13 protein-coding genes are annotated in these 16,473 nt (G+C 72.9%); 8 read left to right on the top strand and 5 right to left on the bottom strand.

Annotation, left to right across the window (positions count from 1 at the left end; all coding sequences use genetic code 11):
• Positions 1 to 39 precede the first annotated feature (39 nt).
• From AMK24_RS06130 to AMK24_RS06100, 7 genes are all read left to right on the top strand, one after another.
• Positions 40 to 1,011 (top strand): glutaminase, encoded by a 972-nt coding sequence (locus AMK24_RS06130; RefSeq protein WP_073765847.1) that lies wholly within the window; start codon positions 40 to 42, stop codon positions 1,009 to 1,011.
• A 157-nt stretch (positions 1,012 to 1,168) separates the two neighbouring features.
• A complete protein-coding gene (locus AMK24_RS06125; RefSeq protein WP_073765846.1) occupies positions 1,169 to 1,441 on the top strand; it encodes a hypothetical protein in 273 nt (90 codons plus the stop codon).
• Positions 1,442 to 1,805: 364 nt separating this feature from the next.
• Positions 1,806 to 2,177: a hypothetical protein gene (locus tag AMK24_RS34155; protein ID WP_199876377.1), complete on the top strand. Its 372-nt coding sequence runs from the start codon at positions 1,806 to 1,808 to the stop codon at positions 2,175 to 2,177.
• A gap of 157 nt (positions 2,178 to 2,334) precedes the next feature.
• Positions 2,335 to 3,483, top strand: coding sequence for a tRNA dihydrouridine synthase DusB (gene dusB / locus AMK24_RS06115; RefSeq protein WP_073765844.1), 1,149 nt, complete (start codon positions 2,335 to 2,337; stop codon positions 3,481 to 3,483).
• Between the two features lie 886 nt (positions 3,484 to 4,369).
• Positions 4,370 to 7,081 carry a pyruvate, phosphate dikinase gene (ppdK, locus tag AMK24_RS06110; protein WP_073765843.1) on the top strand — a complete coding sequence of 904 codons (2,712 nt, stop codon included), beginning with the start codon at positions 4,370 to 4,372 and terminating at the stop codon, positions 7,079 to 7,081.
• Between the two features lie 656 nt (positions 7,082 to 7,737).
• On the top strand, positions 7,738 to 8,799 hold the full coding sequence (locus tag AMK24_RS06105) for an ArsR/SmtB family transcription factor (RefSeq protein WP_073765842.1): 1,062 nt from the start codon (positions 7,738 to 7,740) through the stop codon (positions 8,797 to 8,799).
• 203 nt (positions 8,800 to 9,002) lie between these two features.
• Positions 9,003 to 9,413 carry a VOC family protein gene (locus AMK24_RS06100; protein WP_073765841.1) on the top strand — a complete coding sequence of 137 codons (411 nt, stop codon included), beginning with the start codon at positions 9,003 to 9,005 and terminating at the stop codon, positions 9,411 to 9,413.
• Between the two features lie 72 nt (positions 9,414 to 9,485).
• On the opposite strand, the gene AMK24_RS06095 is transcribed toward AMK24_RS06100, so the two are convergent.
• The 3 genes from AMK24_RS06095 to nirB all read right to left on the bottom strand — a co-directional run bounded on the left by AMK24_RS06095 (position 9,486) and on the right by nirB (position 13,833).
• Positions 9,486 to 10,652, bottom strand: coding sequence for an alkaline phosphatase PhoX (locus AMK24_RS06095; protein ID WP_073766666.1), 1,167 nt, complete (start codon positions 10,650 to 10,652; stop codon positions 9,486 to 9,488).
• A gap of 143 nt (positions 10,653 to 10,795) precedes the next feature.
• A complete protein-coding gene (gene nirD, locus AMK24_RS06090) occupies positions 10,796 to 11,179 on the bottom strand; it encodes a nitrite reductase small subunit NirD (protein WP_073765840.1) in 384 nt (127 codons plus the stop codon).
• Positions 11,176 to 13,833, bottom strand: coding sequence for a nitrite reductase large subunit NirB (gene nirB, locus AMK24_RS06085; protein WP_073765839.1), 2,658 nt, complete (start codon positions 13,831 to 13,833; stop codon positions 11,176 to 11,178). The genes nirD and nirB overlap by 4 nt, the downstream gene beginning before the upstream one ends.
• Positions 13,834 to 14,095: 262 nt before the next feature.
• Here nirB and AMK24_RS06080 point away from each other — a divergent pair, with 262 nt between their 5' ends.
• Positions 14,096 to 14,887, top strand: coding sequence for a sulfite exporter TauE/SafE family protein (locus AMK24_RS06080; RefSeq protein ID WP_073765838.1), 792 nt, complete (start codon positions 14,096 to 14,098; stop codon positions 14,885 to 14,887).
• A 46-nt stretch (positions 14,888 to 14,933) separates the two neighbouring features.
• Here the strand turns inward: AMK24_RS06080 and AMK24_RS06075 are convergent, their stop codons facing one another.
• Both AMK24_RS06075 and AMK24_RS06070 read right to left on the bottom strand, forming a co-directional pair.
• Positions 14,934 to 15,566, bottom strand: coding sequence for a class F sortase (locus AMK24_RS06075; protein WP_073765837.1), 633 nt, complete (start codon positions 15,564 to 15,566; stop codon positions 14,934 to 14,936).
• Between the two features lie 172 nt (positions 15,567 to 15,738).
• Positions 15,739 to 16,284, bottom strand: a complete 546-nt coding sequence (locus AMK24_RS06070; protein ID WP_073765836.1) for a hypothetical protein — start codon at positions 16,282 to 16,284, stop codon at positions 15,739 to 15,741.
• Positions 16,285 to 16,473: the final 189 nt, after the last annotated feature.

The raw sequence follows: 16,473 nt of genomic DNA, 5'->3' as shown, positions 1-16,473 counted from the left end.
GCCCGCCGGGCCCCGCTCCTCTCCCCCTCAGGAACCGCCGTGTCCCACCCCTCCGCCGCCCTCGGGGCGAGCACCGCCGCCCCGCCGCGCCCCGACGGGCACCGCTTCGGCGCCGTCCTCCGCCGCATAGCCGAGGAGACGGCCGCCCGCGACGACCACGGCGTCCCCGCCGACTACATCCCGATGCTCGCCGACGCCGACCCCCGGCGCTTCGGCATGGCCGTCGCGGAGCCGGACGGGACCGTGTACGGGGTGGGGGAGTGGCGGCAGCCGTTCTCGACGCAGTCCATCTCCAAGGTGTTCGCCCTGGCCCTGGTGCTCTCCCTGGACGGCGAGCGGATCTGGCGGGGGGTGGGCCGCGAGCCCTCGGGCAACCCCTTCAACTCCCTGGTGCAGTTGGAGTACGAGAACGGCATCCCCCGCAACCCGTTCATCAACGCCGGGGCCCTGGTGGTCACCGACCGGTTGCAGGCGCTGACGGGGGACGCCGCCGGCCAGGTGCGGGAGCTGCTGCGCCGGGAGAGCGGCAACCCCGCCATCGACTTCGTGCCGGAGGTCGCCGCGTCCGAAGCGGCCCACGGCGACCGCAACGCCGCCCTGGCCCACTTCATGGCCTCCTACGGCAACGTCACGCACCCGGTCCCCGATCTGCTCACCGCCTACTTCCGGCAGTGCTCGATCGAGGCCTCCTGCGCGGACCTGGCCCTCTCCGCGGGCTTCCTCGCCCGACACGGCGTCCGCGCCGACGGTTCCGCGCTGCTGACCGGCAGCCAGGCGAAGCAGGTCAACGCGGTCATGCTCACCTGCGGGACCTACGACGCCGCCGGGGAGTTCGCCTACCGGGTGGGACTGCCGGGCAAGAGCGGCGTCGGCGGGGGCATCATCGCCATCGTGCCGGGGGAGTGCACCCTGTGCGTCTGGAGCCCGGGCCTCGACCGGCGCGGCAACTCGGTGGCGGGCGTGGCGGCCCTCGACCGCTTCACCACGCTCACCGGGCTGTCCGTCTTCTGACCCCGCGGGCCGAGGGCGCGCGCGAACGGCGAACGGCGGGCAGTCGGCTGATCGGCCGGCAAACGGCTGTGTAGGCAAGGGAGTTGGGGGCACTCGGTCGATAGGCCGGTCCGCTTCGCGACCGGATCCGGAGCGACCGACCCGAAGGAGCGAGAAGATGGCTACGCAGTACAGCGACCAGTCGACCGGCCGGCAGCATCACCACGCGCCGAAGGGCGGGGCCGAAAGCAACGTCTTCAGCATCATCGCCATGGTCCTGGGCGTGATCGGGCTCGTCTTCCTGCCGATCGTCTTCGCCCTCGGCGGCCTGATCATGGCCATCATCGCCAAGGTCGTGCGGCACGAACGGCTCGCCACGGTGGCCATCGTGGTCAGCGCCGTCGGCCTGGTCGGCGGAATGGTCCTCGGCGCCGTCCTCGCCACCGGGTGACCCGCGGCCCCTCCCCGTACGGTTCGCACGACCCGCGGTCCGAGCCCCGCCACGTCCGCAGTGGCGGGGCTCGGACCGATGCGCGTCTCCGTACGCGCACGAGCCCGGAACGATCCGGGCGGGGGGCCGGAGGCTGTCCCGGCGCCTTCACGGCACCCCGACGCAATCTCGACAGTACGCACGCACAGGAGACCGTTTCAGTCGAGTTATATGCGACGTTTCCTCCGGTGTGGGCCTTTACGCGTTCCCGTTTCCCTGGTGCAACTGTTTCACCGTCAACCACATGGGGCCGGAAAACGACCATGTCGCTCACAGGTTCTCGCCTTCGAACGCATGAACCATCACAGTCGGGCAAAGAACGGACATGACGAAACGGGGGATCATGGAACAGGACGGGCCGAGAACGAGTTCCGGTTTCCGGGCGGCGGGCGGAGCGGGGGGAACGGACCGCGCCACCGGCCGGATGGGGGCCCTGCTCTGCTGGACGCACGCGATCGCCCTGGCGCTCACCGCCGCCGAAGCCGTGCTCCGGCCACCGGCCGGCTGGTGGCCGGCGGCCTGGATCGGCTCCTGGGCGCTGACCGGAGTGCTGCTGGCCGTCTGGGCGCTGCTGCGGGCCGAGCAGAAGCGCCGGGACCGGGAGGCCCGGCGGCCCGGCCGCGACGGCGTCCCCGCCCCGGAGGCGTGCGACGGCTGCTGCGAGGACGACCCGGAGGACTACGGCACGGCGGCTTAGGGCGTACGGGCGGGGGTGACCGGGCCCGGGCGCGCGACGGGCCGGGGGGTGCGGGCCGGGGCGCGACCGCCCCCGGGCGCAGGGGCGGGGGCGGTGGCGGGCCCCGGTCGCGTAGCGGGCGACGGGCCACCCGTCCGGCGTACGCGACAATGGGGCCATGACCACGCTCGCCCCCGCCTCCCCGCAGCTCCGCATCGGCCCGCACACCGTGCAGCCGCCGGTCGTGCTGGCCCCGATGGCCGGCATCACCAACGCCCCGTTCCGGACGCTGTGCCGGGAGTTTTCCGGGGGCAAGGGGCTGTTCGTCAGCGAGATGATCACCACGCGGGCGCTGGTCGAGCGCAATGAGAAGACCCTTCAGCTCGTCCACTTCGACGCGTCCGAGACGCCGCGCTCGATCCAGCTGTACGGAGTGGACCCGGCCACCGTCGGCAAGGCCGTCCGCATGATCGTGGACGAGGACCTGGCCGACCACATCGACCTCAACTTCGGCTGCCCGGTCCCCAAGGTCACCCGCAAGGGCGGCGGCTCCGCGCTCCCGTACAAGCGCCCCCTGCTGCGGGCCATCCTCCGGGAGGCCGTCTCGGGAGCCGGGGACCTCCCCGTCACCATCAAGATGCGCAAGGGCATCGACGACGACCACCTCACCTTCCTCGACGCGGGCCGCATCGCCGTCGAGGAGGGCGTCACCGCCGTCGCCCTGCACGGGCGCACCACCGCCCAGCACTACGGCGGCACCGCCGACTGGGACGCCATCGCCCGGCTCAAGGAGCACGTGCCGGAGATCCCGGTCCTCGGCAACGGCGACATCTGGTGCGCCGACGACGCCCTGCGGATGATGCGCGAGACCGGCTGCGACGGCGTCGTCGTGGGACGCGGGTGCCTCGGGCGGCCCTGGCTCTTCGCCGACCTGGTGAGCGCGATGGAGGGCCGCGCGACCCGGTACGCGCCCACCCTGCGCGAGGTCGCGGACGTCATGGTGCGCCACGCGACGCTGCTGGGGGAGTGGATCGGCGACGAGGCCCGGGGCGTGATCGACTTCCGCAAGCACGTCGCCTGGTACCTCAAGGGCTTCGCGGTCGGCTCCGAGATGCGCAAGAAGCTGGCCGTCACCTCCTCGCTGGAGGAGCTGTCCTCCCAGCTGCACGAGCTGGATCTCGACCAGCCCTGGCCGGACGGTGCGGACGGCCCGCGCGGGCGGACCTCGGGCAACAACCGGGTGGTCCTGCCGGACGGCTGGCTCAAGGACCCGTACGACTGCGCGGGCGTCGGCGCCGACGCCGAGCTGGACACCTCCGGCGGCTGAGCGCCGGCGGGCCCGGTCCCGCCCGCTCCTCCCCGGCACCCGGGCCGGGCAGGGCCTCGGCCCGCGGCGCCCGGGCCCGCCCGGCGGCGCTCGTCCGTCCGCCCGCTCACCCGTGCCGCCAGGCGCCGCCGCCGGTCGAACCGCTCTCGGCACTCGATGCCAAGGTGCGGCTCTCGCTCCGCGAGGAGATCCGCTGTGTGCGGCTCCCGCCCGGGTCACCGTCGCCTTCGGTCCTCGCCCGGGACCACCACCGTCCTCGTTCGTCGCCCACGGCCGAGGGGAAGCCCCTCGCCGGCCGAACGGGTCCTGCTCGGCCTCTCCCGGACGGCGCCGCGCACCTCGCCGCGTGTCCGCGCACCTCGCCGCGTCCGCGCACGCCGCGGGGTGCGCGGCGCCCGCTCGCAACCTCGCCGCCGCCGGTGCAGCCCGCGCGCGGGAGGACCTTCGCCCGTAGCCTGGAAGAGGCCGGTCCCGGGGTGCCCGGCGACTGCCCGAGGCGTTCCGAGGCGTCCGGATCCTGACATACGCAGCCCGAATCGAGCGTGATTCACGCCACCCCTGATCGGGGTTGCGCTCAGATGAGCGAAATGGAGGCGACTGCACTTCTGAAAGACGTGGCACTCAGTGCCACCTCGTTGTGTTCGAGAAGTGGACTCACCTGCCCCGGGGCTCGCTCAAATGAGCGGTTCAGGTCAAGTTTCGGCCATGTCGCCTTCGGGAGGTGAAGCCAAGGATTTCCGTGCTCCGGCCGGACGACCCTTTAGATCTGCTGGCGGACGGGTGGTTGCGGCCATATGACGACCAGGTGGACGTACCCATACGCCTTCGATCTGGGTATGTTCCTCGCCGTCAGGGCAGCCACCGCGTCCTCGAGGAGTCGAGACCCGTGTCGGAAAACAAAGATCCCCAGAAGTTCGTCTACGACTTCACCGAGGGCAACAAGGATCTGAAGGATCTTCTGGGCGGCAAGGGCGCCAACCTCGCCGAGATGACCAACCTCGGGTTGCCCGTCCCTCCGGGCTTCACCATCACCACCGAGGCGTGCAAGGTCTACCTCGACAGCGGCGACGCGCCGACCGAGCTGCGCGACGAGGTGAGCGCGCACCTCAAGGCGCTGGAAGAGCGCATGGGCAAGCGGCTCGGCCAGGCCGACGACCCGCTGCTGGTCTCCGTACGCTCCGGCGCCAAGTTCTCCATGCCGGGCATGATGGACACGGTTCTCAACATCGGCCTCTCCGACGCCTCGGTGGCCGGCCTCGCCACCCAGTCCGGCGACGAGCGCTTCGCCTGGGACTCCTACCGCCGCCTGATCCAGATGTTCGGCAAGACCGTCCTCGGCGTCGACGGCGACCTCTTCGAGGAGGCCCTGGAGGCCGCCAAGCACGCGAAGAAGGTCACGGTCGACACCGACCTCGCCGCGGCGGACCTCAAGAAGCTGGTCAAGCAGTTCAAGAAGATCGTCGAGTCCGAGGCCGGGCGCGAGTTCCCGCAGGACGCGCGCGAGCAGATGGACCTCGCCATAAACGCGGTCTTCGACTCGTGGAACACCGACCGCGCCAAGCTCTACCGCCGCCAGGAGCGCATCCCCGGCGACCTCGGCACGGCCGTCAACGTCTGCTCGATGGTCTTCGGCAACCTCGGCCCCGACTCCGGCACCGGCGTCGCCTTCACCCGCGACCCGGCCAGCGGCCACCAGGGCGTCTACGGCGACTACCTCCAGAACGCGCAGGGCGAGGACGTCGTCGCCGGCATCCGCAACACGGTGCCGCTCGCGGACCTGGAGTCGATCGACAAGAAGTCGTACGACCAGCTCATGCAGATCATGGAGACCCTGGAGAACCACTACAAGGATCTCTGCGACATCGAGTTCACCATCGAGCGCGGCCAGCTCTGGATGCTCCAGACCCGGGTCGGCAAGCGCACCGCCGGAGCCGCCTTCCGGATCGCCACCCAGCTCGTGGACCAGGGCCTGATCGACGAGGCCGAGGCGCTCCAGCGGGTCAACGGCGCCCAGCTCGCCCAGCTGATGTTCCCCCGCTTCGACGACGCGGCGAAGACCGAGCTGCTCGGCCGGGGCATCGCCGCCTCGCCCGGCGCGGCGGTCGGCAAGGCCGTCTTCGACTCGTACACCGCGATCAAGTGGTCCCGCTCCGGCGAGAAGGTCATCCTCATCCGCCGCGAGACCAACCCCGACGACCTCGAAGGCATGATCGCCGCCGAGGGCATCCTGACCTCGCGCGGCGGCAAGACCTCCCACGCGGCGGTCGTGGCGCGCGGCATGGGCAAGACCTGTGTCTGCGGCGCCGAGGACCTGGAGGTCGACACCAAGCGCCGCCGGATGACGGTCGGCGGCATCGTGATCGAGGAGGGCGACCTCGTCTCGATCGACGGCTCCACCGGCAAGGTCTACCGGGGCGAGGTGCCCGTCGTGCCGTCCCCGGTCGTCGAGTACTTCGAGGGCCGGATGCACGCCGGGGCCGACGACGCCGACGAACTGGTCGCCGCCGTGCACCGGATCATGGCGTACGCGGACCGGGTGCGCCGGCTGCGCGTGCGGGCCAACGCCGACAACGCCGAGGACGCCCTGCGCGCCCGCCGCTTCGGCGCCCAGGGCATCGGCCTGTGCCGTACCGAGCACATGTTCCTCGGCGAGCGCCGCGAGATGGTCGAGAAGCTGATCCTCGCGGACACCGACGACGAGCGCGAGAGCGCGCTGGCCGCCCTCCTCCCGCTCCAGAAGGCCGACTTCATCGAGCTGTTCGAGTCGATGGACGGGCTCCCCGTCACCGTCCGGCTGCTGGACCCGCCGCTGCACGAGTTCCTGCCCGACATCACCGAGCTGTCGGTCCGCGTCGCGCTCGCCGAGTCCCGCAAGGACGCCAACGAGAACGACCTGCGCCTCCTCCAGGCCGTGCACAAGCTGCACGAGCAGAACCCGATGCTGGGTCTGCGGGGCGTGCGCCTCGGCCTGGTCATCCCCGGCCTCTTCGCCATGCAGGTACGGGCGATCGCCGAGGCCGCCGCCCACCGCAAGAACGCCAAGGGCGACCCGCGCGCCGAGATCATGATCCCGCTCGTCGGCACGGTCCAGGAGCTGGAGATCGTCCGGGAGGAGGCCGACCGGGTCATCGCGGAGGTCCAGGCCGCCACCGGTACCGACCTCAAGCTGACCATCGGCACCATGATCGAGCTGCCGCGCGCCGCGCTGACGGCGGGCCAGATCGCCGAGGCCGCGCAGTTCTTCTCCTTCGGCACGAACGACCTGACCCAGACGGTGTGGGGCTTCTCCCGCGACGACGTGGAGGCCTCGTTCTTCACCGCGTACCTGGAGAAGGGCATCTTCGGGGTCTCCCCGTTCGAGACGATCGACAAGGACGGCGTCGGCGCGCTGGTCCGCAGCGCCGTCGAGGCCGGCCGGGCCACCCGCCCCGACCTCAAGCTCGGCGTCTGCGGCGAGCACGGCGGTGACCCGGAGTCGGTGCACTTCTTCCACGAGGTGGGCCTGGACTACGTGTCCTGCTCGCCCTTCCGTATCCCGGTAGCCCGCCTGGAGGCGGGCCGGGCCGCAGCCGAGTCCAAGGGCAGTGACAGCCGCTGACCCGGACTCACCGGTCCTGGGTGCACGAACACCCCGGACCTCCTGGGCAGGGCTGCACGAACAGCCCTGCCCACCGACCACGGCCGTATGGACGGCCTGCCCCTCCGGGGCCGTAGCAGGAAGCCGAAACCCGGCCCTCACCGGGCGCACCGGCCCCGCGGCGGCCCCGGAGCACCGAGAAGCGGCGGCGCCCTGTGCGGGGGCGCCGCCGCTTCGTCGTACGCCGCCGCTTCGCCGTGCGCGGAAATGACCGGCGGCAGCGAGAAGCCGTCAGGAGCGAGCACCGAATACGGGGCGAGGAATGTGGCGCAGAGCACATTGCCCCGTTGCGTCGTTTAATCCGCAAAGAAATTCGGGTGTCCGGCGGGAGACCGGGGTGCGGCCCATGGATCCCCACCCATGGACCGCACCCGGCTTACCCCCATCGGGTACGGAGCCGCACCGCCGCCCACCGCCGCCGAACGCGCAAAGCCCCCCACGGCCTTCACGTGCTCATCCGGTGGTCGCCGGATGCGTACCCGACGTCGTACAGCTTTTCGGGTGACGCGGCACGGGGCGAGACCTTTCACTTCTGGCCGAAACCCCGTGGTGACCTCCTGTGACGGCCCGCATACCCTTTGGTGTGGGTAATTGCGGATGCAACAGGTGGGGGAGCAGTGCTGCGTATCCATGTGTCCAGGCTGGACCTTTCGCGGGTGCGGATGGCCACGAGGCCGGACGCGCTGTGGGAAACCGTTCTCAGTTTTCACCGGCTCAGGGACCGGCGCGCTTCGACGGTGTTCGGAAAATGGCGTTCGGAATCCCGGGCGCGGTTGAATGGTGAAGCACAGTTGCTGGCGGCGGTCGTTCCGCCCCGCGGATATTTCCCGGATTTCCTGACGCCCTCCCAGGGGGGCGCGGAGCCATTCGGTTTCGACGCCGGAATGGAGGCGCTGCGCGACACCCCCGCCGACCGCGTCCACGCCGAGCTGGAGCTGATGGCCGCCGGCCGTGTGCGGCAGCGGGCAGACCGGCCGGTCGGTCAGTGCGGCCGGGGGGCCCGGACGGGCGCGGGGGGCGCGGCGGGCGCGGCGCTGCCCGCCGCGCTGGTGGACGGCCGGGCCGGGCCGCCCGCCCGGCTCATCGGCGCCCTCCGCAGCTACCACCGTGCGGCCGTCGAGCCCTACTGGCCGCACATCCGGGCCAGCGTCGAGGCGGACCGCGCCGTGCGCGGCCGGGCCCTGCTGGACGGCGGTACGGACGGCCTGCTGGCCGCCCTCCCGCCGATGATCCGGTGGCGCGCCCCCGTGCTGGAGGCGGACTACCCGGTCGACCGCGATCTCCACCTGGACGGGCGCGGGCTGCTGCTCCAGCCGTCGTTCTTCTGCCGGGGCACCCCGGTCGTCTACCGCGACCCCTCGCTCCGGCCGGTGCTCGTCTACCCGGTGGCCCACCCCGGCGCCCCGGTCTTCGCCGAACCGGGCCCCTGGCTCGGCCGGCTCGTCGGGCACACCCGGTCGGCCGTCCTGTCCTCCATAGGCGCCGGCTGCACCACCAGCGAACTGGCCCGCCGGGCCGGGGTGTCGCTCGCCTCCGCCAGCCAGCACGCCTCCGTACTGCGCGAGGCGGGCCTGGTCCTGACGCTGCGCCACGGCAGCTCGGTGCTGCACACGTTGACCCCGCTGGGCGGTTCCCTGCTGCGCGGCGGCGCCCCGCACGCGTTGCCCGAGGGGGCCTGAGGAGGCGTGAGGGGGGCTGAGCGGGCCTGAGCCGCCCGTCCGGCGCTTGCCCGGCCGGGGGCGCTGTCCGGGGCGTTGTCAGTGGGCCGTGCCAGTCTTCCGCCCGTACACCGATGAGTTCCGGGCGGCTCCGCCGTCCACCCCTCGACGGCGCCGGACGGAGCACGGCGGGCGCCGGGGGACCGAGAGAAGAGGGAACGACTATGGCTCAGATGATCTTCGTGAACCTGCCGGTGAAGGAGCTGGAGACCACCAAGGGCTTCTTCGAGAAGCTCGGCTACGGCTTCAACCCGGCGTTCAGCGACGACAGGACCGCCTGTCTGGTCATCAGCGACACGATCTTCGCCATGCTGATGACCGAGCCGCGCTTCAAGGGATTCACCCGGAAGGACGTGGCCGACGCCTCGAAGACCGCCGAGGTCATCCTGACCCTGAGTTGCGACAGCCGTGAGGAGGTCGACCGCCTCGCGGACGCGGCCCTGGCCTCCGGAGGGTTCCCGGCGGGCGAGACCCAGGACCTGGGCTTCATGTACGGCCGCTCGTTCCAGGACCCCGACCACCACATCTGGGAGGTCGTCTGGATGGACCCGGCCGCCGCCGGTGAGCAGGGCTGAGCAGCGGGGTGCGCCGCGCCGCGGGACGTGCGCCGGGACCGCCGAGGGCCGCCGGCGCACGCGGGCACGGTGTCAGCTGCGGAACGGCCCCTTCACCTCGTACGTGATGCCGCCGGAGGAGCTTCCGCTCGTCCCGCGCTGCGAGGAGAAGTAGAGCCGGGTGCCGTCCGGCGAGAAGGCGGGCCCGGTGATCTCGGAACCGGACTGGCCGGTGATCCGCAGGAACGGGGCCACCGTGTCGTCCGGTGTGATCAGGCAGATCTCCATGTTCCCGCCGTCCTCCGCGACGTAGAGGTCGCCGGAGCCGGACCGGGTGACGTTGTCCACGCCGGTCAGCGGGGCGGAGCCGCCCGTCACCAGCGAGTCGTCGTAGGCGAGCGAGATCGACGAGGTGTTCGCGTCGTACGCCCACACCCGGTTGTCGCCCTTGGTGGTGAACCAGCAGGTGCCCGCCGCGTAGAAGCAGCCCTCGCCGCCGTTGAACACCTTCGCCCCGGACACCTGGTACCGCGTCTGGGTGGAGGAGGCGGCCGGATCGGGCACGTTCGCCCAGGTCACCGGCCCCGAGGTGGCGGAGCCCGCCACCAGCACCTGGAGCGTGCCCGTGGAGAGGTCGCCCCAGGCCGCGGGCCGGAAGCGGTAGAAGCGGCCGTCGCTCTCGTCCTCGGTGAGGTAGACGTACCCGTGGTCCGGGTCGGCGGCGGCGGCCTCGTGCTTGAAGCGCCCCATCGCCGGACGCCGCACCGCCGCGTTCACGCCCCAGGGGTCGGTCTCGTACACGTACCCCCGGGTGACCTCCTCGCAGGACAGCCAGGTCTTCCACGGGGTGGCGCCGCCCGCGCAGTTGTTGTTCGTGTTGCCCAGGATGCGGTACGCGGCGGTCACCGTCCCCGAGGAGTCGAACCGCACGGCGCTCGCCCCGCCCCCGCTGCTCGGGGACACCTCGGCGTTGGAGACGTAGATCCAGCCCGATCCGTCGGCGTACGTCGCGCCGCCGTCCGGGGCGCTGTGCCAGCGGTAGGAGGTGCCGGGCACGGTCTGCCCGGAGCGGGCGACGACCCGGCTGGTGAAGCCGCGCGGCAGCAGGATGCCGTCGCTGTTGGCCGCTTGGAGCGCGCCGTAGGGGCCGGTGGCCGGCTGGGCCGGGTCGGCGAAGGCGGCACCCCGCCACAGGGTGCCGCCGAAGGCCGCCGCCGAGCTGCCGATCACCGCGGTGCGCAAGAAGTTCCGACGTTCCACGATCACTCCACGCATGAGTGAGGGCCCACCGCTCCGGTCGGACCGGCGGGTCGCGCGTCAGGACTGTAGGAGCACGGAGTTGACAGAGTGTCACGTTCAGGTGAACGGGCAGCGGAGGAGTTGCGCAGGCCCCCCCCGCCGGGTCAGTCCACGCGTACGCGGAACACCGGGACCGACGCCTCCTCGTCGTCCAGGCACGCGCCCGTCGTCAGGTCGAACCGCTGTTTCAGCAGCGGCGAGGCGATGAAGGGCCGCCCCCCGGCCGAGCCGAGCAGCCCGCGCGCGAGGACGTACGCCCCGGTGAACGGGTCCTGGTTGCCGATCGCGTACACCCGGCCCGCCCGGTCCGTGAAGACGGCCGCCTGGTCCCCGTCCGGCAGCAGCACGGCGACGCCCCGCCCGGGGGTCAGCAGCGCCCGGTCGCAGACCGCCGACCAGCCGTCCCCGTGGGCGAGCCGGACGGTCCCGGCGGCGGGCGCGGCGGGGGGCGCGGTCTCCCGCGCGGTCGTGATCGTCGCGGTGGTCATCGGGATGCGGTCCCTTCGAGGGTGCGGACGGCGAGCACGGGCCCCGCGAGCAGCTCCAGATCGGGCTTGACCTGGTCCCGCTCCGGAACGAACCTCACCGAGGGGTCGGGGGTGCCGGGGGCGTTGACGAAGCTGACGAACCGCCGCAGCCGTTCCGGATCGCCGATGGTCTCGGCCCACTCGTCGCGGTAGCCCGCGACATGGTCGGCCATCAGGCGTTCCAGCTCCTCGCAGAGCCCCAGCGCGTCGTGGACGACCACGTCCCGGACGTGGTCCAGGCCGCCGTCGATCCGCTCCAGCCAGGCCGAGGTGCGCTCCAGGCGGTCGGCGGTGCGGATGTAGAACATCAGGAACCGGTCGATCAGCCGCACCAGTTCGGCGTCCGACAGGTCCTGGGCCAGCAGGTCGGCGTGGCGCGGGGCGGCCCCGCCATTGCCGCCGACGTACAGGTTCCAGCCCTGGGCGGTGGCGATGACCCCGAAGTCCTTGCCCCGGGCCTCCGCGCACTCGCGGGCGCAGCCGGAGACCGCCGACTTCAGCTTGTGCGGCGCGCGCAGCCCCCGGTAGCGCAGCTCCAGGTCGATCGCCATCCGCACGGAGTCCTGCACCCCGTAGCGGCACCAGGTCTGCCCCACGCACGACTTCACCGTACGCAGCGATTTCCCGTACGCGTGGCCCGACTCGAAGCCCGCGTCCACCAGGCGGGCCCATATCAGGGGGAGTTGGTCGACGCGGGCGCCGAAGAGGTCGATGCGCTGGCCGCCGGTGATTTTCGTGTAGAGGCCGAAGTCGCGGGCCACCTCGCCGATGACGACGAGCTTCTCCGGCGTGATCTCGCCGCCCGGGACGCGCGGCACGACCGAGTACGAGCCGTTGCGCTGGAGGTTGGCCAGGAAGTGGTCGTTGGTGTCCTGGAGCGCCGCCTGCTCGCCGTCCAGCACATAGCCGCTCGCGCCGACCGTGGGGGCGAGCGAGGCGATGACCGAACCGATCGTCGGCTTGCAGACCTCGCAGCCGTCCCCGCCCCGCGCCTCCTCGCGGCCGTGCGAGTCGAGCAGCGCGGCGAACGAGGTGACGCGCAGGGTGCGGACGATCTCGTACAACTCGCCGCGACCGTACGGGAAGCAGCCGCACAGCCCCGCGTCCCCGGGCGGCGGCATCAGCTGCCCGATCGCCTTGAGGCAACTTCCGCACCCCGTACCGGCCTTGGTGCACCTCTTCACGTCCGGCAGCGTGGTGTGCCCGCGGATCGCGCCTTTGGTCACGTTGTGGCAGGAGCAGACCACGGCCTCGTCCGGCAGCGCGGCGGGGCCCAGCACCGCCGGGCCGCCGCCCGCCCCGGCCGGCAGCACCAACTGCTCGGGGGCGAGCGGCGGCACCGTGCCGGTCATCGCCCGCAGCGTGCCGTACTGCTCCGCGTCCCCGACCAGCACCCCGCCCAGCAGGGTTCCGTCCGCACCGACCACCAGCTTCTTGTAGACCCCCGTCCGGGCGTCGGAGTAGACCACGTCGAGCGACCCCTCGGCCGTCCCGTGCGCGTCCCCGAACGAGGCCACGTCCACCCCGAGCAGCTTCAGCTTCGTCGACGGGTCCGCCCCCGTGAACGCGGCCCGCCCGCCCGCGATGACCTCGGCCGCCGTCCGGGCCATCTCGTACCCCGGTGCGACCAGCCCGTACACCCGGCCGTCGGCGGCCAGCGCGCACTCGCCGATCGCGAACACCGCCGGGTCCGACGTCCGGCACTCCTCGTCCACGACGATCCCGCCGCGCTCCCCGACCGCGAGGCCGCACTCCCGGGCCAGTCGGTCCCGGGGCCGTACGCCCGCCGAGAAGACGACGAGGTCGACGGCGAGCGAGGACCCGTCGGACAGGGCCATTCCGGCCACCGCGCCGCTCCCGTCCACGGTGATCTCCCGCGTACCGACCCCCGTGTGCACGGTCAGACCCATCTCCTGGACCGTCCGCAGCAGCGCCGCGCCGCCGCCCCCGTCCACCTGGACCGGCATCAGCCGGGGCGCGAACTCCACGACGTGGGTGGCGAGCCCGAGCCCCTTCAACGCCCCGGCGGCCTCCAGGCCCAGCAGCCCGCCGCCGACCACGGCGCCGGTGGCCGCGCCCTCGGCGTACTCCTCGATCGCGAGCAGGTCCTCGATGGTGCGGTACACGAAGCAGCCCCGGGCGTCCTTCCCCGGCACCGGCGGCACGAAGGGGTACGAGCCCGTCGCCAGCACCAGCGTGTCGTACGGGAAGACCGCCCCGGACCGCGCGGTCACCGTCCGCCCGGCCCGGTCGACGCCCGTCGCCGGGTCGCCCACGTACAGCTCGAAGCCGTGCCGGCCAGGGAAGTCCGGCTCCACCAGGGAGAGGTCGTCGGGGCTGCGGCCGTCGAAGTACGAGGTGAGGCGCACCCGGTCGTAGGCGGGACGGGGCTCCTCGCAGAGCACGACGACCCGGGGGCCGCCGGACGCCGGGGACAGGCCGCGCTCGGCCAGGGCCTCCAGGAACCGCTGGCCGACCATGCCGTGCCCGACGACCACGATCGTCGGGACGCGGCCGGGCGCGGGCGGGGCGTCCGAGGGGGCGGCGGCTTCCGGGACGCCTCGCGGCGCGGCGGCCGGGGCGGCGGCGCTCGGGTCGAAGGTGGGCTCCGGCATCTCAGTGGCCTCCGTCGGTTGTCCTCATGCCCCGAGGGTGGGCGGCGGGTGTTACCCGGCCGCATCCCGGCTGTTTCCCGGGCGGAACCTTGCGCTCAGCGGAGAGGGCGGGGGCCTGTGAGGGAGGCGCCCGGGGCCGGGGCGGGGCGTGGCGTGGGGCCTGGGCGGGGCGCGGGGCCTGGGCGGGGCGCGGCCGGTCCGGGACACGGGGCGGCGGCAGGCGGGCGGGTCCCACGTCCGGGACAGCCTTTAAGGTCGGGGCGTGCCCGACATATCCCTGACCACGCTGATCCTCCTCTGCCTCGCCGCGGCCGCCGCCGGCTGGATCGACGCGGTGGTGGGCGGCGGCGGACTGCTGCTCCTGCCCGCCCTGCTGCTCGGCCTCCCGCACGTCCCCGCGGCCCATGTCCTCGGCACCAACAAGGCCGTCGCCATCGTGGGCACCTCGGGTGCGGCGGTGACCTATCTGCGCAAGGCCCCGGTACGGGTGGGACTCGCGGTACGGGTCGGGCTGACGGCGCTCGCGGGATCGATGACCGGGGCGTTCTTCGCCGCCGGGATCAGCAGCGATGTGCTCCGCCCGGTGATCATGGTGGTGCTGCTCGGGGTCGCGGCCTTCGTCATGCTGCGCCCGGCCTTCGGCACGGCCGCGGCGGGCGACGGCACGGACCGGCCCGTCACCCGGGCCCGGATCGTCACGGCGATCGTGCTGGTCGGCGGCGGCATCGGCTTCTACGACGGGCTGTTCGGCCCGGGCACCGGCACCTTCCTCGTGCTGGCCCTGACCGCCGTGCTGCATCTGGACCTGGTGACCGCGTCGGCCACGGCGAAGATCGTCAACGTGTGCACCAACGCGGGGGCGCTGGCGATGTTCGCGTACCAGGGCACCGTCCTGTGGCAGCTCGCGGCCGTGATGGCCGTCTTCAACCTGGCGGGCGGGATGATCGGGGCCCGGATGGCGCTGAGCCGGGGGAGCGGCTTCGTCCGGGCGGTGCTGCTGACGGTGGTGTTCTCGCTGGTGGCCAAGTTGGGCTTCGACCAGTGGAACGCGTGAGGGACGCCCGCCCGCCCGGCGCCCGCCGCCGAGGGACCGGTCCTTTTCAGCGCACGCCGGTGAGGTGCGCGTACGCCACCACGTTGCCCTGGTAGCCGGTCTCCTCGGAGAACCCGCCACCGCAGGTGATCAGCCGCAGCGCGGCGTGCGGCACGTCGCCGTAGACGCGCTGGTCGGGGAAGGCGTCGTTGTCGTAGACCTCGATCGCGTCGATCGAGAACACGGCCGTGCGCCCGTCCTCGCGGTCCACCTCGACGGTGTTCCCCTTGGCCAGGGACCCCAGGGCGTAGAAGACGGCCGGGCCGTCCGCGTTGTCCACGTGCCCCGCGACGATCGCGGTGCCCCGCGCGCCGGGCGGGACGCCGCCCCCGTACCAGCCGGCGAGGTTGCGGTCCTCGTCCGGCGGTACGTCGAGGCTGCCGTCGGCGGCCAGTCCCAGCCGGGTCATCGGCGCGTCCACCGCGATGGCCGGGATGCGGACGCGGACCGGTTCGGAGCGGTCCATCGGTTCGGCGACCGGCGAGCCGGGCCGGAGCTGCGGCCCGGCGGCGAACGCCTGGGCGCTGGAGGGCTGCGGCGGGATCAGCTGGCCGCCGGGGCCGTTCTGGATGAGCCAGATGCCGCACAGCACGGCGATGCCCACCAGCCAGCCCTTGGCCTTCTGCGCGCTTGGGGACACGGCGTCGTCCTCGGTCGGTGGTGCGGGGCGGGCGGGGCGCGCTCGGGGACGCGCCCCGCCCGGTCGGGGGAGGCAGCGGCGGTCCGGCTTCCGCGCCGTCGGTCCAGCCGCTTCCGGCGCCCCGGGCCGGGCCCCTGCGGGCCCGCCGGGCCAGGCTGCCCGGCGCCGCGCTTCAGCTGCCTTCGGCGCCCTCGGAGCGGCGGCGCAGCAGCCACAGGCCGCCGACGGCGGCCAGGCCGATCACGCCGACGCCGAGCGCGACCTGCGTGGAGTTCGGTTCGACGCTGCCGCCGACCCCGGTCCGCACATGACCGGAGGGGCGGTCGTGGATCGGCTTGTCGGGTTTGCCCCCGCCGATCACCTTGAGGTCGCCGACCGCGTCCTTGCCGTTGTCGCAGGAGACGACGATCTCGTAGACGCCGGGGCGGGTGTCGTGCGGCACGGTGAACTGGCCGACCAGGACTTCCTTGTGGGTGCCGGGGCGCATCTCGAAATCTCCGGCGTCCAGTTCGTTGGCGTCGCCGATGCCGGAGCCCTTGGGGTCGCAGGCGGTGGTGTTCACGGTGACGGTGGCGCCGGGGGCCGCGGTGGAGGGGGTGATCTCCAGGCGGCCGAAGTCACCCGCGTACGCGGACGGAGCGGCGGCGGTGAGACCCAACGCGATGACGGTGAACGCGGCACCGACGGTGCCGGTCACGAGGCGGGCAGGACTGCGCATGGGGATCCTCCGGGCAGACGGCGCGAGCGGGTGTGTCCTGAACCCGACCCAACGGGGGCGCGGCCGCCCACGCCTCCTGACACCGGATCAGCTTTCACCCGCACGGACCGGCGCGGCACCCTTGCCGCGGGGGATCACCGCAGGTCGGGGCGGTGCGGCTGGGCCGTTCGGTCCGTACCGGCGGGCCGG

This window comes from Streptomyces sp. CB02366, assembly GCF_001905905.1.
Lineage (GTDB): Bacteria > Actinomycetota > Actinomycetes > Streptomycetales > Streptomycetaceae > Streptomyces.
The sequence above is the reverse complement of the archived record's forward strand: the minus strand, read 5'-3'. Positions and strand labels throughout refer to the sequence as shown.